The organism is Oceanimonas sp. CAM02 (assembly GCF_032842915.1).
Taxonomy (GTDB): Bacteria; Pseudomonadota; Gammaproteobacteria; order Enterobacterales; family Aeromonadaceae; genus Oceanimonas; species Oceanimonas smirnovii.
On the sequence record NZ_JAWJBK010000012.1, the window covers coordinates 26,911 to 52,343 of the forward strand.

24 protein-coding genes are annotated in these 25,433 nt (G+C 55.3%); 22 read left to right on the forward strand and 2 right to left on the reverse strand.

Going from position 1 to position 25,433, the window contains the following annotated elements; all coding sequences use genetic code 11:
• Nucleotides 1–8 precede the first annotated feature (8 nt).
• From ribF to ltrA, 6 genes are all read left to right on the forward strand, one after another.
• On the forward strand, nt 9–956 hold the full coding sequence (ribF, locus tag R0I78_RS03090; protein WP_019936051.1) for a bifunctional riboflavin kinase/FAD synthetase: 948 nt from the start codon (nt 9–11) through the stop codon (nt 954–956).
• Nucleotides 957–961: 5 nt separating this feature from the next.
• Nucleotides 962–3,787, forward strand: a complete 2,826-nt coding sequence (ileS, locus tag R0I78_RS03095; RefSeq protein ID WP_317074273.1) for an isoleucine--tRNA ligase — start codon at nt 962–964, stop codon at nt 3,785–3,787.
• Nucleotides 3,787–4,278: a signal peptidase II gene (gene lspA, locus R0I78_RS03100; protein ID WP_317074274.1), complete on the forward strand. Its 492-nt coding sequence runs from the start codon at nt 3,787–3,789 to the stop codon at nt 4,276–4,278. The genes ileS and lspA overlap by 1 nt, the downstream gene beginning before the upstream one ends.
• Nucleotides 4,271–4,717 (forward strand): FKBP-type peptidyl-prolyl cis-trans isomerase, encoded by a 447-nt coding sequence (gene fkpB / locus R0I78_RS03105; protein ID WP_019936048.1) that lies wholly within the window; start codon nt 4,271–4,273, stop codon nt 4,715–4,717. Before lspA ends, fkpB begins: the two co-directional genes overlap by 8 nt.
• A gap of 2 nt (nt 4,718–4,719) precedes the next feature.
• Nucleotides 4,720–5,661, forward strand: a complete 942-nt coding sequence (gene ispH, locus R0I78_RS03110; RefSeq protein ID WP_317074276.1) for a 4-hydroxy-3-methylbut-2-enyl diphosphate reductase — start codon at nt 4,720–4,722, stop codon at nt 5,659–5,661.
• Nucleotides 5,662–6,433: 772 nt separating this feature from the next.
• Nucleotides 6,434–7,699: a group II intron reverse transcriptase/maturase gene (gene ltrA / locus R0I78_RS03115; RefSeq protein WP_317074277.1), complete on the forward strand. Its 1,266-nt coding sequence runs from the start codon at nt 6,434–6,436 to the stop codon at nt 7,697–7,699.
• Between the two features lie 82 nt (nt 7,700–7,781).
• On the opposite strand, the gene R0I78_RS03120 is transcribed toward ltrA, so the two are convergent.
• Nucleotides 7,782–8,165: a type IV pilin protein gene (locus tag R0I78_RS03120; protein ID WP_317074278.1), complete on the reverse strand. Its 384-nt coding sequence runs from the start codon at nt 8,163–8,165 to the stop codon at nt 7,782–7,784.
• A gap of 81 nt (nt 8,166–8,246) precedes the next feature.
• On the opposite strand from R0I78_RS03120, the gene R0I78_RS03125 reads away from it, so the two are divergent.
• The 14 genes from R0I78_RS03125 (at nt 8,247) to R0I78_RS03190 (ending at nt 21,315) form a co-directional block, all read left to right on the forward strand.
• The gene (locus R0I78_RS03125; RefSeq protein ID WP_317074279.1) at nt 8,247–8,741 is read left to right on the forward strand and encodes a GspH/FimT family pseudopilin; all 495 of its coding nucleotides are present in this window, start codon (nt 8,247–8,249) and stop codon (nt 8,739–8,741) included.
• Nucleotides 8,729–9,400, forward strand: coding sequence for a prepilin-type N-terminal cleavage/methylation domain-containing protein (locus R0I78_RS03130; protein ID WP_317074280.1), 672 nt, complete (start codon nt 8,729–8,731; stop codon nt 9,398–9,400). The genes R0I78_RS03125 and R0I78_RS03130 overlap by 13 nt, the downstream gene beginning before the upstream one ends.
• Nucleotides 9,387–10,511, forward strand: coding sequence for a pilus assembly PilX N-terminal domain-containing protein (locus tag R0I78_RS03135; protein ID WP_317074281.1), 1,125 nt, complete (start codon nt 9,387–9,389; stop codon nt 10,509–10,511). The genes R0I78_RS03130 and R0I78_RS03135 overlap by 14 nt, the downstream gene beginning before the upstream one ends.
• An 11-nt stretch (nt 10,512–10,522) precedes the next feature.
• Nucleotides 10,523–12,100 carry a type II secretion system protein gene (locus R0I78_RS03140; RefSeq protein ID WP_317074282.1) on the forward strand — a complete coding sequence of 526 codons (1,578 nt, stop codon included), beginning with the start codon at nt 10,523–10,525 and terminating at the stop codon, nt 12,098–12,100.
• Between the two features lie 75 nt (nt 12,101–12,175).
• A complete protein-coding gene (locus R0I78_RS03145) occupies nt 12,176–13,795 on the forward strand; it encodes an NAD+ synthase (RefSeq protein ID WP_317074283.1) in 1,620 nt (539 codons plus the stop codon).
• A gap of 10 nt (nt 13,796–13,805) precedes the next feature.
• Nucleotides 13,806–14,144, forward strand: a complete 339-nt coding sequence (glnB, locus tag R0I78_RS03150; RefSeq protein ID WP_019936040.1) for a nitrogen regulatory protein P-II — start codon at nt 13,806–13,808, stop codon at nt 14,142–14,144.
• 138 nt (nt 14,145–14,282) lie between these two features.
• Nucleotides 14,283–14,792 (forward strand): S-ribosylhomocysteine lyase, encoded by a 510-nt coding sequence (gene luxS, locus R0I78_RS03155; protein ID WP_019936039.1) that lies wholly within the window; start codon nt 14,283–14,285, stop codon nt 14,790–14,792.
• Between the two features lie 130 nt (nt 14,793–14,922).
• Nucleotides 14,923–17,259: a ribonuclease R gene (gene rnr / locus R0I78_RS03160; protein ID WP_317074284.1), complete on the forward strand. Its 2,337-nt coding sequence runs from the start codon at nt 14,923–14,925 to the stop codon at nt 17,257–17,259.
• Between the two features lie 104 nt (nt 17,260–17,363).
• Entirely contained in the window at nt 17,364–18,098 is a 735-nt protein-coding gene (rlmB, locus tag R0I78_RS03165; RefSeq protein WP_317074285.1) for a 23S rRNA (guanosine(2251)-2'-O)-methyltransferase RlmB, read from the forward strand.
• 10 nt (nt 18,099–18,108) lie between these two features.
• A complete protein-coding gene (locus tag R0I78_RS03170; protein ID WP_019936036.1) occupies nt 18,109–18,972 on the forward strand; it encodes a DMT family transporter in 864 nt (287 codons plus the stop codon).
• A gap of 392 nt (nt 18,973–19,364) precedes the next feature.
• Nucleotides 19,365–19,736: a 30S ribosomal protein S6 gene (rpsF, locus tag R0I78_RS03175; RefSeq protein WP_019936035.1), complete on the forward strand. Its 372-nt coding sequence runs from the start codon at nt 19,365–19,367 to the stop codon at nt 19,734–19,736.
• Nucleotides 19,737–19,763: 27 nt separating this feature from the next.
• Nucleotides 19,764–19,991, forward strand: coding sequence for a 30S ribosomal protein S18 (gene rpsR / locus R0I78_RS03180; protein ID WP_014291460.1), 228 nt, complete (start codon nt 19,764–19,766; stop codon nt 19,989–19,991).
• Between the two features lie 40 nt (nt 19,992–20,031).
• A complete protein-coding gene (gene rplI / locus R0I78_RS03185) occupies nt 20,032–20,481 on the forward strand; it encodes a 50S ribosomal protein L9 (protein WP_107850821.1) in 450 nt (149 codons plus the stop codon).
• A 96-nt stretch (nt 20,482–20,577) separates the two neighbouring features.
• On the forward strand, nt 20,578–21,315 hold the full coding sequence (locus tag R0I78_RS03190; protein ID WP_317074286.1) for a ferredoxin--NADP reductase: 738 nt from the start codon (nt 20,578–20,580) through the stop codon (nt 21,313–21,315).
• 15 nt (nt 21,316–21,330) lie between these two features.
• Here R0I78_RS03190 and R0I78_RS03195 read toward each other — a convergent pair whose 3' ends face one another.
• The gene (locus tag R0I78_RS03195; protein ID WP_156816528.1) at nt 21,331–21,498 is read right to left on the reverse strand and encodes a hypothetical protein; all 168 of its coding nucleotides are present in this window, start codon (nt 21,496–21,498) and stop codon (nt 21,331–21,333) included.
• A gap of 139 nt (nt 21,499–21,637) precedes the next feature.
• On the opposite strand from R0I78_RS03195, the gene R0I78_RS03200 reads away from it, so the two are divergent.
• Both R0I78_RS03200 and R0I78_RS03205 read left to right on the forward strand, forming a co-directional pair.
• The gene (locus tag R0I78_RS03200) at nt 21,638–22,570 is read left to right on the forward strand and encodes an NADP-dependent oxidoreductase (protein WP_317074287.1); all 933 of its coding nucleotides are present in this window, start codon (nt 21,638–21,640) and stop codon (nt 22,568–22,570) included.
• Between the two features lie 30 nt (nt 22,571–22,600).
• Entirely contained in the window at nt 22,601–25,405 is a 2,805-nt protein-coding gene (locus tag R0I78_RS03205; protein ID WP_317074288.1) for a pitrilysin family protein, read from the forward strand.
• The last annotated feature ends 28 nt before the right edge of the window (nt 25,406–25,433 follow it).

Below are 25,433 nucleotides of genomic sequence, written 5' to 3' on the forward strand. Positions count from 1 at the left end.
CAGGACTTATGGAGCTAATTCGCGGCATTCACAATATTAAACCCTGGCATCGGGGATGCGTGCTGTCCATCGGTAACTTTGATGGCGTTCACCTGGGGCACCAGGCCGTGTTGCGTGGGCTGGTGATGCAGGCGCGGCGTTTGAAGGTGCCTGCCTGCGTGATGGTGTTTGAGCCGCAGCCGCAGGAGTTGTTTGCCGGACGCAATGCTCCGCCCCGATTAACCAGACTGAGAGAAAAATATGCCCGGCTGGCCGAACTGGGCATAGATCGCCTGCTGTGTGTGCGCTTTACGCCAGCCTTTGCGGCACAGAGTCCCGATGATTTTATTCGTGGTCTGCTGGTTGACAAACTGGGCATACGCTTCCTGGTAGTAGGTGATGATTTTCGTTTTGGCCGCAACCGGGGCGGGGACTTTACCCTGCTCACCCAGGCCGGTCGTGCCTTTGATTTTGATGTGGTCAGCACACAAAGCTGGCGCATGGAAAATCGACGGGTCAGCAGCACCCTGATCCGCAAGGCGCTGGCAGAAGATCGGCTGCAGGACGCTGAACGTATGCTGGGCCAGCCCTTTAGTTTGTGTGGCCGGGTGGCTCATGGTGCCAAGCTGGGCCGTACTATCGGTTTTCCTACCGCTAATGTAGCGCTCAAGCGCCGGGTGATTCCGGTGTCGGGCGTGTATGCAGTGCGTCTGAGTGTGGACGGCCGGGAATATGCCGGTGTGGCTAATATCGGCCATAAACCCACAGTCAACGGCACCAAAGCCCTGTTGGAAGTGCACCTGTTTGATTTTGAGGGCGATCTCTATGGCAGACAGGTGAGCGTGGCTTTGTGTCACAAGCTGAGAAATGAACAAAAATTCGCTTCCTTTGCGCTGTTGAAGGAGCAGATTCAACGCGATGCCGTCAATGCCCGGGCCTGGTTCGGCCTGACGGTATCAGAACCGAACGGAATGTAGGATCAATGAGCGACTATAAACACACCCTGAATTTGCCCGAAACAGAGTTTCCCATGCGCGGCAACCTGGCCAAACGCGAGCCGGAGATGCTGCAGCGCTGGTTTGATGAAGATCTCTATGGTGCCGTGCGTCGTGCCAAGGCCGGCAAGAAGCCCTTTATTCTTCATGATGGCCCTCCCTACGCCAACGGCAACATTCATATTGGTCACTCGGTCAACAAGATCCTGAAAGACATTATCGTCAAGTCCAAGGGCCTGCTGGGTTACGACTCGCCCTACATTCCCGGCTGGGACTGCCACGGCCTGCCCATTGAGCTGAAAGTGGAAGGCAAGGTCGGCAAGCCCGGTGTCAAAGTGTCTGCCGCCGAGTTCCGCGAAGCCTGCCGTGCCTACGCCAAAGAACAAGTGGAAGGGCAGAAGGCTGACTTTATCCGTCTGGGGGTACTCGGTGACTGGGACAATCCTTACCTGACCATGAACTTTGATACCGAGGCCAACATCATTCGAGCCCTCGGCAAAATTATCGACAAAGGTCATCTGCACAAGGGCTCCAAGCCGGTGCACTGGTGTACCGACTGTGGCTCGGCGCTGGCCGAGGCCGAAGTCGAGTACGAAGACAAGCGTTCACCAGCTATTGATGTCCGCTTCAGGGCCGCTGACGAGGCTGCTGTGGTTGCCAGTTTTGACTGTGCCGAAGGACATGCCGGTCAGGGTCCCGTTTCTGTGGTGATCTGGACCACCACGCCCTGGACTTTGCCCGCCAACCGGGCGGTGGCGCTGCATGCCGAGCTGAGCTATGCCCTGGTGCAGGTGGAAGGTGATCAGCCCGAGCGGCTGATTCTGGCGGCAGATCTGGTCAAGGACGTGATGGACAGAGCCGGCATCACTCACTATCACAATCTAGGTTATTGTCAGGGTGCCGGGCTTGAGCTGAAGCGTTTTCAGCATCCCTTCTACGACTTTGATGTACCTGCCATTTTGGGCGACCACGTCACCATCGACTCCGGTACCGGTGCCGTACATACGGCTCCTGGCCATGGTCAGGAAGACTTCGCGGTAGGTCAGCACTACGGTCTGGAAGTGGCTAACCCGGTGGGCGGCAATGGTGTGTACCTGCCCGATACTGAGCTGTTTGCCGGCCAGCATGTCTTCAAGGCCAACGACGCTGTAGTTGAGGTGCTCAAGGAGCGTGGCGCGCTGCTGCACCATGAAGCTTATATGCACTCTTATCCGCATTGCTGGCGGCACAAGACGCCCATTATTTTCCGTGCCACCCCCCAGTGGTTTATCAGTATGGATCAGGCCGGTCTGCGCGGTCAGGCACTGAGTGAAATTGAAAAAGTGCAGTGGGTACCCGAGTGGGGCCAAAGCCGTATTCAGTCCATGGTGGAAAACCGTCCTGACTGGTGTATTTCCCGTCAGCGTACCTGGGGTGTGCCCATTGCCCTGTTTGTGCATAAAGACACTCAGGAGCTGCATCCCCGCGCCACTGAGCTGATGGAGGAAGTAGCCAAGCGGGTGGAGAAAGCCGGCATTCAGGCCTGGTGGGATCTGGACCCCGCCGAGCTGCTGGGTGAGGAAGCCGACCAGTACGACAAGGTGCTCGACACCCTGGATGTATGGTTCGACTCCGGCTCTACTCACTCTTCCGTTGTGGACGTACGTTCCGAGTTTCAGGGGCATCCTGCCGACATGTATCTGGAAGGCTCGGATCAGCACCGTGGCTGGTTTATGTCATCACTGATGATCTCCACTGCTATGAAGGGCCATGCGCCTTACCGTCAGGTCTTGACTCACGGCTTTACCGTGGACGGCCAGGGCCGCAAAATGTCCAAGTCCATCGGCAACGTGGTCAGCCCCCAGGAAGTAATGAACAAGCTGGGTGCCGACATTCTGCGCCTGTGGGTAGCCAGCACCGATTACTCCGGTGAGATGACGGTATCCGATGAAATTCTCAAGCGCAGCGCCGATGCCTACCGCCGTATTCGTAATACTGCCCGCTTCCTGCTGGCCAACCTGAACGGCTTCAATCCGGAAACCGACATGGTGGCACCGGAAGACATGGTGGTGATTGACCGCTGGGCAGTGGGGCGTGCTCAGGCCATTCAGCAGGAGATCACTCAGGCCTATGACGAGTACAACTTCCATCTGGTGACGCAAAAACTGATGCAGTTCTGCTCTATCGAGATGGGCTCTTTCTATCTGGACGTAATCAAGGATCGCCAGTATACCGCCAAGGCTGACAGCCAGGCGCGCCGTTCCTGCCAGACCGCCCTGTACCACATTGTGGAGGCCCTGGTCCGCTGGATGGCGCCTGTCATGAGTTTTACCGCCGACGAGATCTGGGCCCTGCTGCCCGGCAAGCGTGAGCGCTTTGTGTTTACCGAAGAGTTCTATGACGGTCTGTTTGGCCTGGCAGAAGGTGAACAGATGAATGATGCCTACTGGGCTGAGCTGCTCAAAGTGCGTCAGGCGGTGAACAAGGCGCTGGAAAGTGCCCGCAGCAACAAGGTGATTGGTGGAGCCCTGGAGGCCGACATCACTCTTTATGCCGATGAATCCCTGGCTGCCAAGCTGGCGCAACTGGGCGATGAGCTGCGCTTTGTGATGCTGACTTCAAACGTCACTATTGCCGCACTTGGCGAGGCCGCCGATGCGACCGATACCGAGCTGGCCGGCCTCAAAGTGAGTGTGGCCAGGAGTGAAGCCGACAAGTGCGGTCGTTGCTGGCATCATGTGGATGATGTAGGTACCCATGAAGGTCATGACGGCATCTGTGGCCGTTGCGTATCGAACGTGGCCGGAGACGGCGAAGTCCGCCGGTTTGCCTGATGCGTGCGCTCACTGATACTGGTCTGCGCTGGTGGTGGCTGGCCATTGTGACCATAGTGCTGGATCAGATAACCAAATGGCTGACCGTCAACTATCTGGATTATGGCTACCCGGGGGTGGAGATCGCCCCCTTCTTCAATCTGGTACATGTTTATAATCCGGGAGCGGCGTTCAGCTTTCTCGCTGATCAGGGCGGCTGGCAACGCTGGTTTTTCGCCGGCCTTGCCTTTGCTGTGACAGTGCTGCTCAGTGTCTGGATGTACAAGGCACCGCGTACCGCCCGCTGGATGCCGGTGGCTTATGCGCTGATTATTGGCGGTGCCATCGGCAACGTGATTGATCGCTTATTGCTTGGGCATGTGGTTGATTTTCTTGATTTTTATTTGGGTAACTGGCACTGGCCAGCATTTAACCTGGCCGACAGCTTCATTTTTATTGGTGCCGCCATGATCATCATCGACAGTTTTAAAAAGGAAGCCCCCAATGAGTAATGTAATTGGTCCCAACAGCGAAGTGCTGTTTCACTTTACCATCAAGCTGGAGGATGGCTCTGTGGCTGACAGCACTCAGCTGCAGGGCAAGCCGGCCAAACTGCAGATGGGCGATGGCAGCCTGACCGACAACTTTGAAGCCTGCCTGCTGGGCCTTGAAACCGGCGCGAAAAAAGTATTTGAGTTAACGCCCAACGACGCCTTTGGTGAAGTGAACCCAAATAATATTCACTATATGGAGCGCAGCCGTTTTAGTGCTGATCTGGAGCTGGAAGAAGGCGCTATTCTGTCGTTTACTCAGCCCAATGGTGCTGAAATTCCCGGTATTATTCGCGGCGTGGCCGGCGACTCGGTCACCGTAGACTTTAATCACCCTCTGGCCGGTCATAATGTCACCTTTGAGGTGGAGATCCTGGCCGTAGACGAAAACGGAGCCTGATCATGGAAATCCTGCTCGCCAACCCCCGAGGCTTCTGTGCCGGCGTGGACAGGGCCATCAGTATAGTGCAGAGCGCCCTGGAAAAATTTGGTGCGCCCATTTATGTGCGTCACGAAGTGGTGCATAACCGCTATGTGGTGAACAAGCTTAAAGATGCGGGTGCCGTGTTTGTGGACGAGCTGGATCAGGTGCCAGACGGCAATATTGTGATTTTCTCTGCCCATGGTGTGTCCAAGGCGGTGAGGGAAGAGGCCAAACGGCGTGGACTCAAGGTGTTTGACGCTACCTGTCCGCTGGTAACCAAGGTGCATATGGAAGTGCACAGAGCCAGCCGCAGAGGTATTGAGACTATTCTAATTGGCCATGCGGGCCATCCGGAAGTGGAAGGCACAATGGGTCAGTATGAAAGTACTGAAGGCGGCATGTATCTGGTGGAAAATCCGGACGATGTGGCCAGCCTTGAGGTCAAGCATCCCGATAATCTGACCTTTGTCACTCAAACCACCCTGAGTGTGGATGAAACCTCCGATGTGATAGACGCACTGCGGGCGCGCTTTCCCACAATTGAGGGGCCGCGCAAGGATGACATCTGCTACGCCACTCAGAACCGGCAGGATGCGGTGCGGGAGCTGGCTGCCAAGGTGGATCTGATGCTGGTAGTAGGATCGCGCAACTCATCCAACTCCAACCGGCTGCGGGAGCTGGCAGAAAAGATGGGTACCCGGGCCCATCTGATCGACTGTGTTGAGATGATAGCGCCGGCCTGGCTGGATGGTGCCGAGCGCATTGGTGTGACTGCCGGTGCCTCGGCCCCGGAAGTGCTGGTGCAGGAAGTGATTTCTCACCTGCAGTCGCTGGGCGGAAAAACCGTCACCGAGCACCCCGGGCGGGAAGAAAATATTGTGTTTGAAGTGCCCGCCGAGCTCAAAATCAAACAGGTGTAACCGAACCGCCCTCAGGGGCGGTTTTTTGTTTGCCCAGCGAAGCTGGCAAACCCGTCAGGTTGAAAGAAACCTGAATCACCCTGACTGAGGGGAAGATAATCCGAATGGCAAGGGCGCTGCGGGCCAACGGCAGGGTCTGAAGGAAGCCATAGGAAGTCAGAGGCACACAACGCAAGTGAACCTGATTCGGCGCGGCAGGTGGGTAAGCGTGCAAAATAACGCAAAGCCCGATACTCAGTCAGATCTGTTGCGTGTTTGAGGGTGGCGTCTCTGGCAGGGAGCCAGTGCAGTAACTGGGGAAGCCTGACACCAGCTCCGGCGGCAAGCCGGAAGCACAGACTCAAGGTGAGAGCCAAGATCTGTGTTGGTGCGAGGTGGCAGATGAATCCGTAGTAGTGAGTAAGGCCCGGCCTGAGAAGCCCAGTAATGGTGTGGAGGACAAAACCGGGCTGACCATCAGCACAGCGTCTGATGGAGCAGCGACGAGCCAAAAGCCGTCGGTGTTGCGAAGGGAGGAAGCCTACTTTAAGTCTGTGATGAGCAGATGTTTTTTTTTCAGTGGTACACAAGCCGACTTGCTATCGGGGTATTCCGGACCGGTTCACTGCGGAAGCAGTGCACTGGAACGAGAAACCGTACACGGGAGTAGCTCCGGCTCACTTTAGTACATTGCCATTGCGCCAGAAGGCTAAACAGCCGAGCGAAATACACCGGCACTGCAAGAAGACATCCTGTCCCCACGCAGCACACAACCCGAGGAAAGCGAGTGCGAGTGTATTACAGCCTGTACGGCCAATTGCTCAATAAGCAGCGGCTGTACAACGGATTCAGAAAGGTGTGGAAAGCGAAAGGCGCGGCCGGAATAGATGGGCAGAGCCTGAGTGACTTCGCCCGGGATCTGAGTAAACACCTCGAACAACTGCTTTCTGAACTCAAAACCAGGCAATATCGGCCACAACCGGTCAGACGGGTGGAAATCCCGAAAGATGGGGGAGGCGTGAGATTGCTGGGGATCCCGACAGTTCGGGACCGAGTGGTCCAGCAAACCCTGAACGATCTGCTGTCCCCCATCTTCGAGGAGCAGTTCCACCCATCCAGCTATGGATATCGACCGCATCGAAGTTGTCATGATGCCATCAACAAAGCCACGCTGTTCATCCGTCGTTACGGGCTACAGCATGTGGTGGACATGGATCTGTCGAAGTGCTTTGACACGCTCGATCACGAGCACATCGTGCAGAGCATCCGACAACGGGTCACCGATGGCAGCGTGCTGGAGCTGATCAAACAGTTCCTGAAAAGCGGGGTGATGGCAGACGGGCATTGGCAGCCGACAGAAACAGGCAGTCCGCAAGGGGGCGTGATCAGCCCACTGATAGCGAACATCTATCTGGACGCGTTTGATCAGGAAATGCGCCAACGCGGCCACCGGATAGTGCGCTATGCGGACGACATACTGATCTTCTGTCGCAGTCGTGCCGGCGCGGAAAACGCACTAAGGCAAGCGACGAAAATACTGGAGAACGAGCTGAAGCTGACCGTTAACCCGACCAAATCCCACATTGCGCACAGCGATGACGGGGTGAAGTTTCTGAGTGTCGAAATCGGGAGTCGATATACCCGTATTCAAGCCAGGAAACTGACCGGGTTCATGGCGAAGCTGAAGCAGCAGACCAGGCGCAACGGCGGCAAGCCGTTGTGTCAGGTCATCAAGGCACTGAATCCGCTGCTGAGAGGGTTCAGTCACTACTTCGGTATTGCCAATGCGCACAGGGACTTCAAGCGAATCGCGGCATGGTTAAGGCGCAGACTGCGCAGCATCCAGCTCAAGCTGTGGAAGGAGCCGTCACGGTTGCACCGCCGGCTGAAACAGCTGGGGTACAAACCGCCGTTCCGGTACATCCGCATGGCGAGCTGGCGAAATGCGCGGAGCCCATTAGCCAGCTATGCGATGCCAAACCGCTGGTTCCAGGAACTGGGTCTGGTCAATCTTGAAGATGTCAGGACAGGGTATGTGTTCAGCCCGCAGGCTGAATAAAAGCAGGCATGAGCCGTATACGAGGTCCGTACGTACGGTTCTGTGAGAGGGATGAGGCGGTAACGCCTCACCCTACTCGTTATTACCAGCAGACAGCCGGCGTTTTGTCGCCGCTGCGTGCCAGGGTCAGTGTTGAGCAGCTGGTGCCGCCTTCCTTGTCATTCTGCTGGCTTTTCCTGGCGGTGGCAGTGAGGGTATAGCTGTTATCTGCAACAGTTGCACTGAAGTCATAGTGATTGGTACTGGCCGGGCTTTTCAGGTCCGCGACCGAGCTTGTATAACCGGGGTTGGAGATACGCCAGTCTTCCTGGGCCAGCTGCATGCTATAAAGGGTTTGAATGGCCTCTGTTCGCCTGGCTTTTTGCATATAGCCCGAGTAGGCCGGATAGGCCACAGCAGTGATAATGGCCAGAATGGCCACCGTGATTAACAACTCCACCAGCGTAAACCCCAAATACCTTTGCATGAAGGCTTCCTTGTTTAAAGTCTGGCCCTGTCTCAAGCTTACTTCAGTTTAGACATTGCCTGAGATTAGGAGGCCGAGGCGGTGAACAACGAAAAGCAACGTGGCCTGACCCTGATTGAATTGTTGGTGGGCCTGGTGGTGATGACAGTGCTGACCAGCCTGGCAGTGCCTGGCTTTCAGAGTCTGCGCGAGCAATACACGGTGCGCAGCGCCGGCATGGCGGTGTATGCCGACCTGCAACTGGCCCGCAGCGAGGCGATTAAGCGCAATCGGGAAGTGACGGTGTGTTTTACCAACTCAGGCACTGCAGACTGGAGTTATGCACTACACGATTCGCCGGATTGCTCCGGGGATATTATCGAAACAGTCAGTAGCCAGAGCTACCCGTATATGATGCTGACTGCTTCCTATTCCTCCGGTCGGCTGACTTTTGGCCCAAGGCGAAGCAGTCTCTCCAGTGGTAATGTACAGCTTTCTAACGGCCACCATATGATGAAGCTTGTTACTTCCAATACCGGCCGGATAAGAACCTGCGCTGTTGATGGCCTGATAGGGGTGCCTTCATGCTCTTCGTGATTAAGCGTCAGCAGGGCATGAGCCTGGTAGAAATGCTGGTGTCGCTAGTGGCTGGTTTGCTGGTGGTGGCCGGAGCCCTGTCATTATTTTCTGCGGTGATTGTGTCCGGTAATACCACGCTAATGCTGTCGCGGCTGAATCAGGATGTGCAGGCGGTCACCGATATTATGGTGCGGGATATTAAGCGGGCGGGATATCACCCCAGTGCCGCTCAGGGCATGAATGGCGATGCCTCTTCGGCATCCGCTGCGGAAGCAATAGTGTTTTCTACTACCGATGACTTATATGCCTCCAATGGCAGCACTCCGGACTGCATTCGTATCAAATACTGGGACGATGGAGAGGTGGTGAAGGCTTACCGTTATGACGCCGCTGACAAAGAACTACAGTGCCGAAGTACGAGCAGCGGAGGAAAGTGTGATGCTTCCAATGATAAAACCACTAACATCTCTACCTTATGCAATAACAACAGTTATTGGCTCAGGTTTATGTCCGAGCAGGAAATCTCGATTGATGATGTGCGCTTTGAACTGGTACCGGGCAGCAGTGCCGCCGGCATGCGCAGCATACGACTTACTCTGAGTGCATCTCATATTAGCCGGCCGGCATTGTCGGTGACTTTGCAGCGGGAGGTAAAGTTAAGAAATGATGGCTACTAACTCTCAAAAAGGCTTTGCTACTCTCACCATCACGCTGGTACTGGTGTCTATGCTGGTGGCTGTTTCTGTATTTGTGGGTAAGGTACTGATTTCCGACAAGCGCATTACGCTGAATGAAATTGAATACCGCATCGCTCAGGCAGCAGCGGAAAAAGGCATTGCCGAGGCCATGGCAAGGCTTAAGGTAGATCCTCTGGCTACCAGCCTTTCAGGAACGTTAAGCTCCTCGGCGGCGACAGCGAGTTATACCGTCACCATGGAAAAGGGAGTACCCATTCCCGGTATCTGGCAACTGAAGTCGGTGGCGATATTGCCCAATGGAAGTGAAGCCACCGTGAGTGTACAGGTGGCAGAAAGAGCCCTTCTCGATGAAGAAAATCTAAAGCGTGCAGCTCCTTTTATGCTGTCGGGTAACCTGCCCGCGAATGGCAATATCACAATCGTTGCGAATCCTAACGGAGGCGGGCCAGGTGTTCCTGTATCTGTCTGGTCAAAAGAGGCTACAACCTTGAGTGGAAATGCCAAAACTTGCAGTCTGCAGGCATATCAGGATGGTTGTAATAGCGACACTGCATACAGCACAAAAAATAAAAAATGGTTAGATATTGTTGATAATGACACGAATAACTTCCCGGATAATTTGGTTGAATATATTTTTAATGTTTCTGATAACGCTGCTGGTTGGGCATATCTTGAGTCAAGTGCAACGGCAGTTTTAAACACTTGCAGTAAAATGGCTATTAAAGATGGTGGTTTTTACATTATCCAAGGAGTTTCAGACTGTTCGGTTAGTGCGAACTTAGGTGCTACGTCTCCTGTTGTTATTGTACTGAAAGACAGTGATTTAACTATTAGTGGTAATTATAGTGTCTATGGTGTTGTATTTGCCTATGACTCTCATGCTGGAGTTGGTTCAAAATTTAGCGTTAAAGTGAATGGTGGTGCTAGGTTATATGGCATTTTAATTTCAAATTATGAAGATATCGAGCTGCCTACAGGGAGTTATGATGCAATCTATGATCAGGATGTTATTGTAAGATTGGCGGATGCTGATGCTGGCAGTCCTTTTGTAAATTTGAATGTTATTTCCGGCAGCTGGAAGGACTGGTAACAGGAGGCATCATGCAACGGCAAGACGGATTTGGGTTGATTGAAGTGGTGCTTGCCTTTGTGATTGTGGCAGCCACCGCCAGCACTTTGCTGCAACTGAATAAAACCTATCTGGAATACAGCAGAGACGGTCGTAGCCGGGAAGTGGCTATGCGCCTGGCGGAATCCAAACTGGATGAGCTGCGTCGTTTTCAGAATCGGATCGGCTTTATTGCAATCACTAACGGCACTGATAGTGTCAACCTGAATAATATTGAGTATGAACGTACCTGGGCCGTGACTGATTATGCCTGGAACAATGCCTGGGTTACGCCATCGCCGAGTGAGCAAGAGACAATAAAAAAGCAGGTTACCGTTATCATTAACTGGAACGACGGTGGTGAAGCGCTGAGTTTTGCTCTGGAATCGGAAGTTTCATCAAATATCTCAGCCATCAGCGGCCCCTTTGGTACTGCCCTCGGAATGGACAGTGCAGGCAAGAGCAGGGTCGAAGTTGAGCATACTCCTGGTGCGTTGCCTGATGTCGTCCCTATCGATTTGGGAGGGGGCTTGAAGCAGGAAACCAGCAAGCCGTTGATCACGGTCGCCAAGAATGACTCCACCAGTGTCAGAGTGAGTGAAAAAACCACTATCTATGATGCATCAAATAATAAGGTGCAGGAACAAGAGTTGGAAACGGTGTCCTGCAATTGTAAGCTGAGTGGTACCGCTTCACCTCAACAGCCAGCACAGCGAACTTTGCTTGGTAACTTTTCATACTGGAAAAAAGGTGAGGAATCCCCTTCACAGATAAATACAGGTGTTCCTAAAAATAAAGATCAGGATGATTTTTGTGACCTGTGCTGTAAGAATCATTTTGATGTCCCAAATGGTGGCTTCATTCACTGGTACGATGCTATCAAGGCTAAAAATAATGCTCATACACATACGTCAACCTATAAAGAGGCCTGTCGTCTGGTGCGACTTGATGGCTATTTTTTCGTGGCCAGTGACTGGAATCTGGTCACCTTTGACATCTTTCCAAAAGGTTTTTTTATTAATAATAAAGCCAAGTATCAGGAGTATTTTAAGAAGGTAGTAATTGAGTATGTTCGAGCTCAGATAAAGGATGGGGCGAATTATAATGTGGCTGGTTATACGCTACCTGTTGATCTTGGTAGCTTCCATAAATACCTGGGAGAAGATAATGAAATCAGTGTGGTGCCATCAACCAACACTGAGCTGGAGGCAAAAGGTATCTACGTGGATATTATCTCTCCCGAGTATCGTGAGTCTTTGTTATCCCGGATGGAAGATGGTGAGGATACCTCGCTTGACAAATTGCTGGCGAGTGATTTCTTTCAGTTTCTTCCTTGGGAGCCACCAAAGGATTTAAGTGATAGGGTGGCTTGGCATGTTGATAGTGAGGATGTTGCCAGCATTAATATACGAGGAGAGTTGCAAGCTGGTGGCGAAGGAGAGACAACAGTCACAGCCAGTATCCTCCGCAGCAACAGTGGCCTTACCACTAACACCCCCATATCCCCTTTTGAGGAAGACAATGACTGGATCACAGCCGAGCTGACTGTCGAGGTGACAGCGGCTCCTTGAGTACTGAGAAACCTGACAATCCGGCCGTCTTTCATTACTATGGCAGCTATTGCTTTTTTACCTGACAGACAGATCATGCCCTCACATCTTACTCTGGCGCTGGCCCAGCTTAATCCGACCGTCGGTGCCATTGAACACAACACGCAACTAATGCTGACCGCCGCCGCCAATGCCGCTGAGCAGGGCGCGGATCTGGTGCTGTTTCCCGAGCTGGCGGTGACCGGCTACCCGCCCGAAGATTTGCTGTATCGCGACGATCTGCATCGGCGGGTTGCCAGCGTCCTGAACGAACTGGCCGCCGCCAGCCAGAACATCGCCCTGGTGGTGGGTCATCCCTGGCGCGAAGAGGGCAAGTTGTATAACGCTGCTTCTTTCTATTATCAGGGCAAACTACAAGGCCGTTATTTCAAGCAGTTGCTGCCCAACTACGGTGTGTTTGATGAGCTGCGTTATTTCACTGCCGGTAGCGAATCCTGCGTGATTGAGTTCAAGGATCACAAACTGGGCCTGCTGATCTGTGAAGATGTATGGGAGCCGGCCCCCATGGCGGCAGCAAAAGCCGCCGGCGCCGGGCTGGTGCTCAGCCTGAATGCCTCGCCCTATCACAAGGGCAAGGCCTGGATCCGCAAAGAGCTGCTGGCCCAGCGCAGCCGTGATAACCAGCTGCCACTGGTGTATCTCAATCAGGTGGGCGGCCAGGACGAGCTGGTGTTTGACGGCCGCTCCAAGATATTCAACGCCGAAGGCGAACTCACCCAGAGCCTGCCGGCCTTTGCCGACGCACTGACGTTGATGAAGTTTGAGCAGGGCGCGCCTGTGCCGGGTGATATTCAGCCAGCCCTTGATCCCCTGGCTGAAATTTATCAGGCGCTGGTGCTGGCCACCCGGGATTACGTGAATAAAAATGGCTTTAACGGTGCCGTGCTGGGCCTGTCCGGCGGTATCGACTCGGCCCTGACCCTGGCCATTGCCGCCGATGCGCTGGGCAAGGACAAAGTACAGGCGGTGATGATGCCGTTTCGTTATACCGCCTCCATCAGCGTGGAAGATGCCAGAGAGGAAGCAGAGCGTCTTGGCGTGGAGTTCGATATCGTCTCCATCGAGCCCATGTTCGACGCTTTTATGGGCCAGCTGGCACCTATGTTTGAGGGCACAGAGCGCGACACCACGGAAGAAAACCTGCAGGCCCGTGCTCGCGGTGTGCTGTTGATGGCCATTTCCAACAAGCGCCGCCGGCTGGTGCTGACCACCGGCAACAAGAGTGAAGTGGCGGTGGGTTACTGCACCCTCTACGGTGACATGGTGGGCGGTTTTGCCCCCATCAAGGACGTGCCCAAAACCCTGGTGTTTGAACTGTGCCGCTACCGTAATACGCTTGGCTATGTGATCCCTCAGCGGGTTATTGACCGGCCGCCGTCGGCTGAGCTGGCACCGGATCAGCTCGACCAGGACAGCCTGCCGCCCTATGATGTGCTCGACGCCATTCTGGAAGGCTACGTAGAGCAGGATAAGTCCCTGGCTGAATTACTGGCTGCCGGTTTTGATGAAGCCGATGTACGCAGGGTGATCAAACTGGTCGACATCAATGAATACAAGCGCCGCCAGAGCGCCGTGGGGCCACGCATTACCGCCCGCAACTTTGGCAAGGACAGGCGTTACCCCATTACTTCGGGATTTGGCAAAACAAACTGGTAAGGAGCCACCGATGAAAAAAATTGAAGCCATTATCAAGCCCTTCAAGCTCGACGATGTGCGCGAAGCCCTGGCCGAGCGCGGCATTACCGGCATGACGGTATCTGAAGTCAAAGGGTTTGGTCGTCAGAAGGGCCATACCGAGCTGTATCGGGGTGCCGAGTACATGGTGGATTTCCTGCCCAAGGTCAAGCTGGAGCTAGTGGTGCAGGACGAGCTGGTGGAGTCCTGCATCGAGGCCATTGAAAGCACCGCCCGCACCGGCAAAATAGGCGACGGCAAGATTTTTGTGCTCGATGTGGGCCAGGTGATCCGCATTCGCACCGGCGAGCAAAACGAAGAAGCGGTGTGATGTTGAGGGACTGGGGAATAGGGATTAGTGACTGTAACTATCCAATCCCCATTCCCTGCTCCCCATTCCCCGGTTTCAACCGCCCGGTTTTTTTGCCACAATGATTGATTGATTGAATTTGAATTGAGGACGTATTCCATGCCACTGCTGGACAGTTTTACCGTAGATCATACCCGTATGGAGGCGCCTGCGGTTCGTGTTGCCAAAACCATGGCGACTCCCAACAAAGACACCATTACTGTCTTTGATCTGCGTTTTTGTCTGCCCAACCAGGAAATTCTTTCTGAAAAGGGCATTCATACCCTGGAGCACCTGTTTGCCGGCTTTATGCGTAACCACCTTAACGGCGACAATGTGGAGATTATCGATATTTCTCCCATGGGCTGCCGTACCGGTTTCTACATGAGTCTGGTGGGCGCGCCCGACGAGCAGCGGGTTGCTGCCGCCTGGAAAGCCGCCATGGAAGACGTGCTCAAGGTAGAAAATCAGTCCGAGATCCCGGAACTTAATGAATATCAGTGCGGCACCTATGTGATGCACTCGCTGGACGAGGCCAAGGCCATCGCCCGTAATATTATCGAGCGGGGCATTGGTGTAAACAGCAACCAGAACCTGGCGCTGCCGGAAGAAATGCTGAAAACCCTGTAAATAACGGCGGCTTCCCCGGTGACTGATGTCCGGTTAATGCGAGCACTGGCTTAACCGGACGTACTGTCACTTGTTATTCTTATTCTGTTGATATACATCCTTCTATCACAGTGCTCAAACGGACCTTCTTATGTCAGAACACCAAGATCCTTTCCAACAACGGGAAGCCGAAAAATACGAAAACCCGATTCCCAGTCGGGAGTTTATTCTTGAGCACCTGAAACAGCGCAAGACACCGGCTAACCGGGATGAAATTTTTGCCGAGCTGAATCTGGCCGGTGAAGAGCAGGAAGAAGCTCTGCGCCGCCGTCTGCGTGCCATGGAACGCGATGGCCAGCTGGTGTTTACCCGTAATAAATGTTACGCCCTGCCCGACAAGCTGAACCTGATTAAAGGCCAGGTCATCGGCCACCGCGACGGCTTTGGTTTTGTGCGTCCGGAAGACGGCGGCGATGATCTGTTCCTCGCCCAGCGTGAAATGGACGCCGTGATGCACGGTGACTATGTGCTGGTGCAGCCCTTGCGCTTTGACTCCCGTGGCCGCCGTGAGGCGCGGCTGGTTCGTGTACTTGAGTCCCGCAGCCTGGACGTGGTGGGTCGCTATTTTGTTGAGAACGGTGTCAGCTATGTAGTACCCGACGACAGCCGCATTGCCCAGGATATCCTTATTCCGCAGGGTGAGACCATGGGTGCACGGATGGGCCAGGTGGTGGTGATCACTATTACCCAGCGTCCTACCAAGCGCATGACCGGTATTGGCAAGGTCATTGAAGTGCTGGGTGAAACCATGGACCCGGGCATGGAAATTGAAATTGCCCTGCGCACTCACGGCATTCCTCATGTGTGGCCGGAAGAGGTGAAGCAACAGGTCGCCAAACTGAGCGAAGAAGTGCCGGAAGAAGCCAAGGTGGGCCGTAAGGATTTACGCGATCTGCCGCTGGTCACCATAGACGGCGAAGATGCCCGCGACTTTGACGATGCGGTGCACTGTCAGCCCAAGCGCTCCGGCGGCTGGCGGCTGTGGGTAGCCATTGCCGATGTATCCTACTATGTGCGCCCCAACACGGCGCTGGATGCGGAAGCCTATCAGCGCGGCAACTCGGTTTACTTCCCCGAGCAGGTGATTCCCATGCTGCCCGAGGTATTATCCAACGGTTTATGTTCACTCAACCCTCAGGTAGACCGGCTGTGCATGGTGGCAGAAATGACCATATCCGCTACCGGAAAACTGTCTGGCTTCAAGTTCTATGAAGCGGTGATGAACTCCCATGCCCGCCTGACCTATACCAAAGTGGCTGCCATTCTGGAAGGAGATGAGGCCCTGCGTGAGCGTTACGCGCCGCTGGTGCCGCATCTGGAAGAGCTGAACCGCATGTTCCATGCGATGAAGGAAGCCCGCCATCAGCGTGGTGCCGTGGAGTTTGAAAGCGAAGAAACCCGCTTTGTGTTTAATCCGCAGCGTAAGATTGAACGCATTGTGCCGGTGGTGCGCAACGACGCGCACAAGATCATCGAAGAGTGCATGATCATGGCCAACGTGGCTGCCGCCCGCTTTATTGAAAAGCAGGAAGCGCACGCGCTGTTCCGGGTGCATGATAAGCCGGGTGAAGAAAAACTCACCGGCTTCCGCAGCTTTTTGGGCGAGCTGGGCCTGGAGCTGAAAGGCGGCCTTGAGCCGGAGCCGGCGGATTACGCCCTGCTTGCCGAGCAGATAAAAGACAGGCCCGATGCGGAGCTTATTCAGACCATGCTGCTGCGCTCCATGAAGCAGGCGGTATATCAGGCCGAGAATAACGGTCACTTTGGTCTGGCACTGAAGTCTTACGCTCACTTTACTTCACCCATTCGCCGTTATCCGGATTTGATCCTGCACCGCGCTATCAAGGCTCAGCTGGCAAAAATGCATGGCGGCGGCGGCAGCAAGACCGGCGGCGTGCCTTACCAGTATGATCAGGTGGCCCCCATGGGTGAGCACTGCTCACTGACAGAGCGCCGTGCCGATGACGCCACCCGTGATGTAGCCGACTGGCTCAAGTGTGAATACATGCTGGACCATGTAGGCAACGAGTTTGGCGGTACCATTGCCAACGTCACCGGCTTTGGCTTCTTTGTGCGCCTGGATGAGTTTCATATTGATGGTCTGGTACATATTTCCAGCCTGCAGAATGACTACTACCAGTTTGATCCTGCCCGCCAGCAGCTGATTGGTGAAAACTTCCGTCGCCGCTACCGTTTGGGTGACAAGATTCGGGTTAAGGTCATGGCCGTCAATCTGGATGAGCGCAAGATTGACTTTGAGCTGGTGGAAGACGCACCGCAAGGCGAAGGCAAAACCGGCAAGGGTGCCAAAAACCTCAAGTCGCGTCAGCGTGCCAAGCCCACTGGCGGCAAGGGCGGTGACAAGGGTGAACAAGGCGAGAAAAGCGGCAAGTCCCGCTCTCGTAACCGCAGCCGCAAGCGCCGCTGATTAAGTTTTGGGAATAGGGATTAGGGAACAGGGACTGGTTAATACCTGAGCCCATCCCCTATTCCCCATTCCCTAATCCCCAATCCCCAATCCCGAGAACAAACATGAGTAGTGAACTGATCTTCGGCATTCATGCCCTGAACGCCGCCCTGGAAAATCATCCTGAAAACATACTGGAAGTCTGGCTGCTCAAGGGCCGGGAAGACGCCCGTCTGCAAGAGGTTCAAAACCAATTGCACCAACTGGGTGTGCGCGCCCAGCTGGCCAATCGTCAGACGCTGGATAACAAGGCAGGCGGTGCTCAGCATCAGGGAGTGGTGGCCCGGATCAAGGCATTGCCGGCATTAAACGAGTCGGATCTGGATGCGCTGCTGGCGCGTACCGAGACGCCACTGTTGCTGGTGCTGGACGGCGTCACCGACCCCCATAACCTGGGGGCCTGCCTGCGCACCGCCGATGCTGCCGGTGTGCATGGAGTGATAGTGCCCAAAGACAAGTCTGCCGGCCTGACCCCGGTAGCGCGCAAGGTGGCCTGTGGCGCTGCCGAGGTAGTGCCGCTGTTTCAGGTGACCAACCTGTCGCGCACCCTGCGGGCCCTGCAAGACAAGGGTATCTGGGTGGTGGGCACCGCCGGTGAGGCGGATCACGGCATTTATCAGGCCAAATTTACCGGGCCATTGGCATTGGTGATGGGGGCCGAGGGGAAGGGCATGCGCCGTCTGACCCGGGAGCACTGCGACGAGTTGGTCAACATTCCCATGGCCGGCTCCGTTTCCAGCCTGAATGTGTCGGTAGCCACCGGTGTCTGCCTGTTTGAAATGGTGCGTCAGCGCGGGTAATGGAATTGACATGCAACAGCTAGTGGGCCGTATGCGGGCTGACACTCAGCTGCTGGCGATCTTATTGCTGGTACTCGGCAACCTGATGATCTCGTTTGGCGACGTGCTGGTTAAACTCATGGGCCAGAGCCAGATCACCCCTTACCAGTATGTATTTCTGCGCTTTACCATGACGTCGTTATTGCTGCTGCCGTTCTGGTGGCGGCTGGCACCGGAGCGCAGAGGCTGGGGCCAATGGAAAATTCATTGCCTGCGTGGCCACTTGCTGCTGATGGGCTCTTCCTGTGTATTTATCAGTCTGGTGTACTTGCCGCTGGCCACCGCCAATGCGGTATTTTATGCCGCACCCCTGCTGACGTTGCCACTGGCAGCATTGATAAGCCGGGAATCGGTGCGCCCGGCCACCTATGCGGTCAGCCTGCTGGGCTTTGGCGGCATTCTGGTGGTGCTCAACCCGGCCGAATGGCACTGGGCTGGTTGGGTGGCGTTGCTCACCGCGCTGTCGATGGCCGCTTCCAATGTGCTGGTGCGCCGTCTGCCCACAGGGCGCTCTGTGCTGGCCACCCTGTTTATGACCCAGGCGCTGTCCATTCCCGTCAGTCTGGTGCTGGCATTGCCCGGCTGGCAGCCGATTCCGGCTGATGTGTGGTGGCTGCTGATTGGCTCCACCCTGGTGGGCATTATTTATCAGGGCATCTGCATCATGGCCTACGCCATGGCCGATGCCAGCAAAATTGCCGCCAGTGAATACTCAGGGCTGATTTTCGTCACCCTGATGGGCATGGCGCTGTTTAGTGAGTTCCCTGACTGGAACGTGTATCTGGGCGCGCTTATCGTTATTGCCGCCATCGGGCTGCAACGCCGTTTACGCTAGCGCGTAGCTGTAAGCGGCCAGCTGTAAGCCGTAAGAAAAACAAGTTGTTTGTTAGCTGATGCCTGGATCTGTGGCACTGCATTGCCGAATGATTTTTGCGGTGGTAGCTGGCGGGTCAGACAACGGTGATGTTTGATATGGAAGGCCATGGCTGTTGATGCAGAGCAGCCAGATGATTTGCGCCGCATAAATGGGCACCTACAGATTACCCAATATCAGCCTGCAGACCACTCGGGCGACTTACAGCTTATAGCTGATAGCTTAAAGCTTTCTTTTCCGTTGGTTATGTCTTAAACTACGCCGCCTTGAAATCAGTCATTAAAACCCAAGTTCCTTGCCTCCGCTGGTGTGACTGAGCCCGCGCAGAGGCTATAACCCGTAAGGAGCAATCCATGCGTCATTACGAAATCGTATTTATGGTTCACCCTGACCAGAGTGAACAGGTTCCCGGCATGATCGAGCGCTACACCGGCGCCATCACTACTGCCGGTGGTCAAATCCACCGTCTGGAAGACTGGGGCCGTCGTCAGCTGGCTTACCCGATCAACAAACTGCATAAAGCTCACTACGTTCTGATGAACGTTGAGTCTGACCAGGCTGTGATCGACGAGCTGGAAACCAACTTCCGCTACAACGACGCCGTGCTGCGCAACATGATCATGCGCACCAAGCAAGCCGTTACCGAGCCTTCCGAAATGGCCAAGGCCAAGGAAGAGCGTCAGCCCCGTCGCGACGATGCTCGCGCCGAAGCCGCTGCCGAGTAATTCACGTTTTAGTAGAGGAAGAGAATCATGGCACGTTATTTCCGTCGTCGTAAGTTCTGCCGTTTCACCGCTGACGGTGTTACCGAGATCGATTACAAAGACATCGCTACCCTGAAGAACTACATCACCGAGTCCGGTAAAATCGTACCGAGCCGCATCACCGGCACCCGCGCTAAATATCAGCGCCAGCTGGCCCGTGCGATCAAACGCGCTCGTTACCTGGCCCTGCTGCCTTACACCGATCTGCACAAGTAAGCAGCGGCCTAACTCGTACCTGTAAAGAGGAAAGGTAATCATGCAAGTAATTCTGCTGGATAAAATCGCCAAGCTGGGCGGCCTGGGTGACCAGGTAACCGTAAAGTCCGGTTATGCCCGTAACTTCCTGCTGCCTCAGGGCAAAGCAGTACTGGCGACCAAAGACAACGTAGCAGCGTTTGAAGCTCGCCGCGCCGAGCTGGAAGCCAAACTGGCCGATCAGCTGGCTGCTGCCCAGGCCCGTGCTGATCAACTGGCTGCTCTGGAAGCCGTTGTTATCGAGTCCAAGTCTGGCGACGAAGGCAAGCTGTTCGGCTCCATCGGTGCCCGTGACGTGGCCGATGCCATCACTGCTGCCGGTGTTGAAGTAGCCAAGAGCGAAGTTCGTCTGTACGACGGCGTTCTGCGTAACGTAGGTGAATACGAAATCGGTGTTCAGCTGCACGCTGATGTTAAAGCGACTGTTACCATTCAGGTGGTAGCTGCCTGAGTTAAGGCACCGCTTTGAAAAAACCCGCGCTTGTCGCGGGTTTTTTATTGCCCGCGTTCCGGCTAAAGTGGAAGAAACACTGAGGGAGGGCGCACTATGGCAGACTGGATCACAGCGCGGGTCAAAGCCCGTAAAACCTGGTCGAATAATCTTTTTTCACTGGTGCTGGATGCTGATGTGGCAACGTTCAAGGCCGGTCAGTTCACCAAACTGGCTCTGCACACAGACGATAAAAAAGTGGCCCGGGCCTACTCCTATGTCAATGCCCCGGGGCAGGACCCCGAGTTTTATGTGATCACCATTCCTGAAGGGCAGCTTACACCCTGGCTGGCCAATCTTGAGGTGGGTGACGAACTGCTGGTGCAGCATAGTGCCGCCGGTTTTCTTACCCTGGATGAAGTGCCCCCTGGCCGTGACCTGTGGCTGATGGCCACCGGCACCGGGGTGGGGCCCTTTGTTTCCATGCTGGCGGAAGGCAGCTGCTGGCAGCAGTTCGAGAACATTGTGCTGGTGCATGGCGTGCGTTTTGCCGACGAGCTGGGTTATCGGCGACAGATAGCAGAGCTCACTGAAGGGCGCAGTCAGTTTCAGTATATTCCTTTTGTTTCCCGCGAAGACACCGGCGGCACCCAGACCGGCCGCATTACTCATGCCATCAGTGATGGCAGTCTGGAGCGAAAGGCCGGCCTCCCATTCACTCCAGAGCACAGCCGGGTGATGCTTTGCGGCAACCCGCAAATGGTGCGTGACACTCTTACTGAACTAAAAAACAAAGGCCTGCAGAAACACCTGCGCCGTAAACCCGGTCAGATCCTGATGGAAAACTACTGGTGAAAACAAAGCTGTGTGTTAGCGGGTGAGCACCATCATCAGACTGAGGAAGGCCGCCAGACCCCAGCCCAGGCCCATTATCCAGTAAAACCCTTTGGCCCCTTTTTTGATGGGAATGTGGTGGTACAGCAAAAAGAAAAACCACAGCAGCGCTGGAATAAGCGGTAGCAAAAACAATCGGGTCATGGCCATTCCTCTGGGGTTGTCGTCTATGCTTCATTGCACTGTAGCAAGACCGAGGCGGCACGCCAACCAGCCTTCAGGCCTGAACAAAGCCGTGCTATGGTGCTGCTCACATGAGCCTCACATGGAAAAGGAGTCCGATATGAAACAGCTTGTCATTACTGCCTTTGGCGGCCCGGAAAAACTGCAACTGACCGAAGCCGACCATCCGCCGCTGGCATCCAAGCAAATGCGTCTTAAAATGCATTACGCCGGCGTTAACCCGGTGGACGCCAAAACCCGAGCCGGGCTGGGCTGGGGAGCTGAAGCCATCAAAGACAGCTTGCCCTGGTCACCGGGTTTTGAAGTGGCCGGAGAAGTACTGGAAGTCGGTTCGGAGGTATGTCGCTTTATGCCCGGAGACCGAGCATTCGGGCTGGTAAGAGGCGGAGCCTACAGCGAAGAACTGGTAGTGAATTGCGATGAAATGATGCCGCTGCCTGATGAAGTCTCTTACGAAATGGCCGGTGGCCTTGCGCTGGCCGGCACTACCGCCTGGCAGGGACTGATGGTTCATAGTGGCCTGCAACAGGGCGAGCGGGTGCTGATTTCCGCCGCTGCAGGTGGTGTGGGGCACCTGGCGGTACAGCTGGCGAAAGCGGAAGGTGCCACTGTGGTGGCGCTGACCTCAACGGCCAATCAGGACTTTGTGACAGGGCTGGGTGCCGACGAAGTGGTGGATTATCACGATCATGCGGCTGTGGCCAGCATAGCGCCGGTGGATCTGTTTCTTGATCTGGTGGGGGGAACTTCTGGTGAAACACTTTTGTCTCAGGTGAAACCAAATGGCCGTGTGGTGACGGTGCCCACCATTACTGCCGATCAGGTCATTGCTGCCGCCCAAAAGAAAGGTATTCGTGCCACTGGCATGCTCAAGGAGAATGATAATGAGCAGCTGGCCATGCTGGCCGATGCGGTAGCAGAAGGGCGGCTAACAGTGGAAGTAAGCCAGGTCTTTGAGCTGGCCGACGGGGCTGACGCCCACCGCCAGATAGAAACCGGTCATACCCGTGGCAAGGTGCTGCTGCGGGGCTGACCGGCATTGTTGTAAACATAAGGAAACTTCATGAAGTATTGGTCGTTGTTACTCTTGTTGTGCCCGCTGGCCGCTCAGGCAGCCCCCACGCTGATAAAAACAGTGGAGCAAGGTCAGGATGAGCTGGTGATCCCCTACCAGCAGTACCGGCTGGATAATGGTCTGACGGTGATCCTCAACCCCGACAAGTCCGATCCCCTGGCTCATGTGGAAGTGACCTACCATGTCGGATCCGCGCGGGAAGAGCCGGATCAAACCGGCTTTGCGCATTTTTTTGAGCACATGATGTTTCAGGGATCCAAGCATGTGGGAGATCAGCAGCATTTTCGCCTGATCAATGAAGCCGGCGGCACCATGAACGGCACCACCAATCAGGACAGAACCAATTACTTTCAGACCGTGCCCGCCAATCATCTGGAGAAGGTGCTCTGGCTGGAAGCCGATCGCATGGGCTTTCTGCTGGAGGCGGTGAGCCAGCGCAAATTTGAAATTCAGCGCGATACCGTCAAGAACGAGCGGGCCCAGCGCATTGATAACCAGCCCTATGGCCTGGTGGGCGAGCGCATGGATGAGCTGCTCTACCCCCGCGATCACCCCTACAGCTGGCCGACCATCGGCTATGTGGAAGATCTGGACAGAGTTGACGTCAACGATCTCAAGGCTTTCTTTCTGCGCTGGTATGGCCCCAATAACGCCACCCTGGTGATCTCCGGTGATTTCGACACCGGGCAGACGCTGGCGTGGATAGAAAAATACTTTGGTCCCATTCCTGCCGGCCCCGAGGTCAAGCGGGCCGAGCCGGCCCCGGCAAAACTGGAACGCAACCGTCATCAGACCCTGGAAGACTCACGCATTCGCATGCCCATGCTGTATGTGTCTTACCCTACCGTCTGGCTGGGTAACAAAGACGAAGCGGCGCTGGATGTGCTGGCCAATGTGCTGGGTGGCAGCAAGAGTTCGCTGCTCTATCAGGAACTGGTAGAAACCGGCAAGGCGGTGTCGGCAGGAGCGGGGCACTACTGCTCCGAGCTGGCCTGTACCTTCAGCATCTGGGCCTACGCCAACCCGTCGAAAAACGGCGATCTGACTCCGCTCAAGGCCGATGTGGAGCGCATTATCAACAGCGTGGTGGAGCGCGGCATTCAGCCCGAGGACGTATCCAAGGCAGTGACCGAGTTGCGCGCTGATCTTATTCTTGGCCTCGACAGCGCCAGGGGCAAGGCCCGTCAGCTGTCACTGGGGCAGGTGCTGCAGGACGATCCCCTGTATGCCATCAATGCCTGGCGACAACTGGCCGGCACCACGCCCGATGAAGTCACCGCTGCCTATCAGCGCTATCTCAAAAATCAGCCTCACGCTCTGTTGAGTGTGGTGCCTGCGGGCAAGACCGAGTGGCAGGCCGCGGAGCCGGATTATGTCACGCCCGAGCGGGAGCTGCCCGAGCGGCAGCATATTGACGAGCTGCCCCTGCGCACCGTGCAGGACGACTTTGACCGCAGTGTGATACCCGATGCCGGCGAGCCGGTGAGTGTGGCTGTGCCACCGCTGTGGCAGGAAACCATTGGCGACAATATTCAGCTTCTGGGCACGGTAAACGATGAAATTCCGGCTGTGTCGCTGATCTTTGCCCTTCCCGGCGGCCAGCGCGCCGAAGCCGAGGGCGAAGCAGGGCTGGCGGCTCTGACTGCTGCCATGATGGATCAGGGGACCGAGCGGCTCAGTAATGGTGACTTCAGCGAGGCGCTGGAGCGGCTGGGGGCCAGTGTGAATGTGCGCAGTGGTTTTTATACCAACCTGATAGAAGTGACCAGCCTGACTGACCAGCTGCCTGCGACTCTTGAGCTGGTGAAAGAGCTGCTGTTCCATCCGGGTTTTCGTCAGGCAGATTTCGACAAGGTAAAAGCGCGTATGCTGGAGTCCATGGCCCAGAGTCGTAATCAGCCGTCCTGGCTGGCACAGCAAGGGTTTAATGAGCTGATGTATGGCAACAGCCGGCTGGGTCTGCCCGACGAGGGCCTGCCGGAAAATCTGGAAAGCTTTACGCTGGAGCAGGTAAAAGCCTTTTATCAGCGCTACTACAACCCCAAAAACGGCCATGTGATTATTGCCGGCGACCTGTCTGCCGAGCAGGCAAAAACGCAGCTTGGCTTTTTGACCCAATGGCAAGGGGATGCTCCGGCGTTGCCGGCAATTGACGTGCCGGAACAGGCCGCCGAGCCGGGTATTTATGTTATTGATATGCCCGGGGCGGTTCAGTCCGTATTGCGGGCAGGCCGCCGGGCGTTGCCGGTGGATGCTACTGGCCCCTACTTTTATGGCCAGCTGATGAACTATAACCTGGGTGGCAACTTCAACAGCCGTATTAACCAGAACCTGCGGGAAGACAAGGGCTATACCTATGGTGCCTATTCCTACTTCAGCGGCAACCGGGAAGCGGGCGCCTTTGTGGTATCGGCAGATGTACGCGGTGATGCCACCGCCGGTGCCATTACCGAAGTTCTGCAGGAAATGCAGCAATTTGCTGCTAAAGGACCCACGGCGGAAGAGCTGGCCTATCTAAAGAGCAGTTACTCCCAGCAGGATGCCCTCAGTTATGAAACCTTGGGCAAGAAAGCCGGTTTTCTGCTGAACCTGGCCATGCTGGAGCTGTCGCCGGATTACCTCAGCCAGCAGCAGCAAATTGTGTCTGAAGTAGATGCCGCTACCCTGACCGAACAGGCCAAAAAGTGGCTGGATCCTGAGAAAATGGTTATTGTCGTTGCCGGTGACAAGACAAAACTTGAAAAATCACTGGCAGAACTCAATCTTCCCATGCACGATTTAATCATTGAATAACGAGGCCAAGCCTCCCGCGGTGCTAACA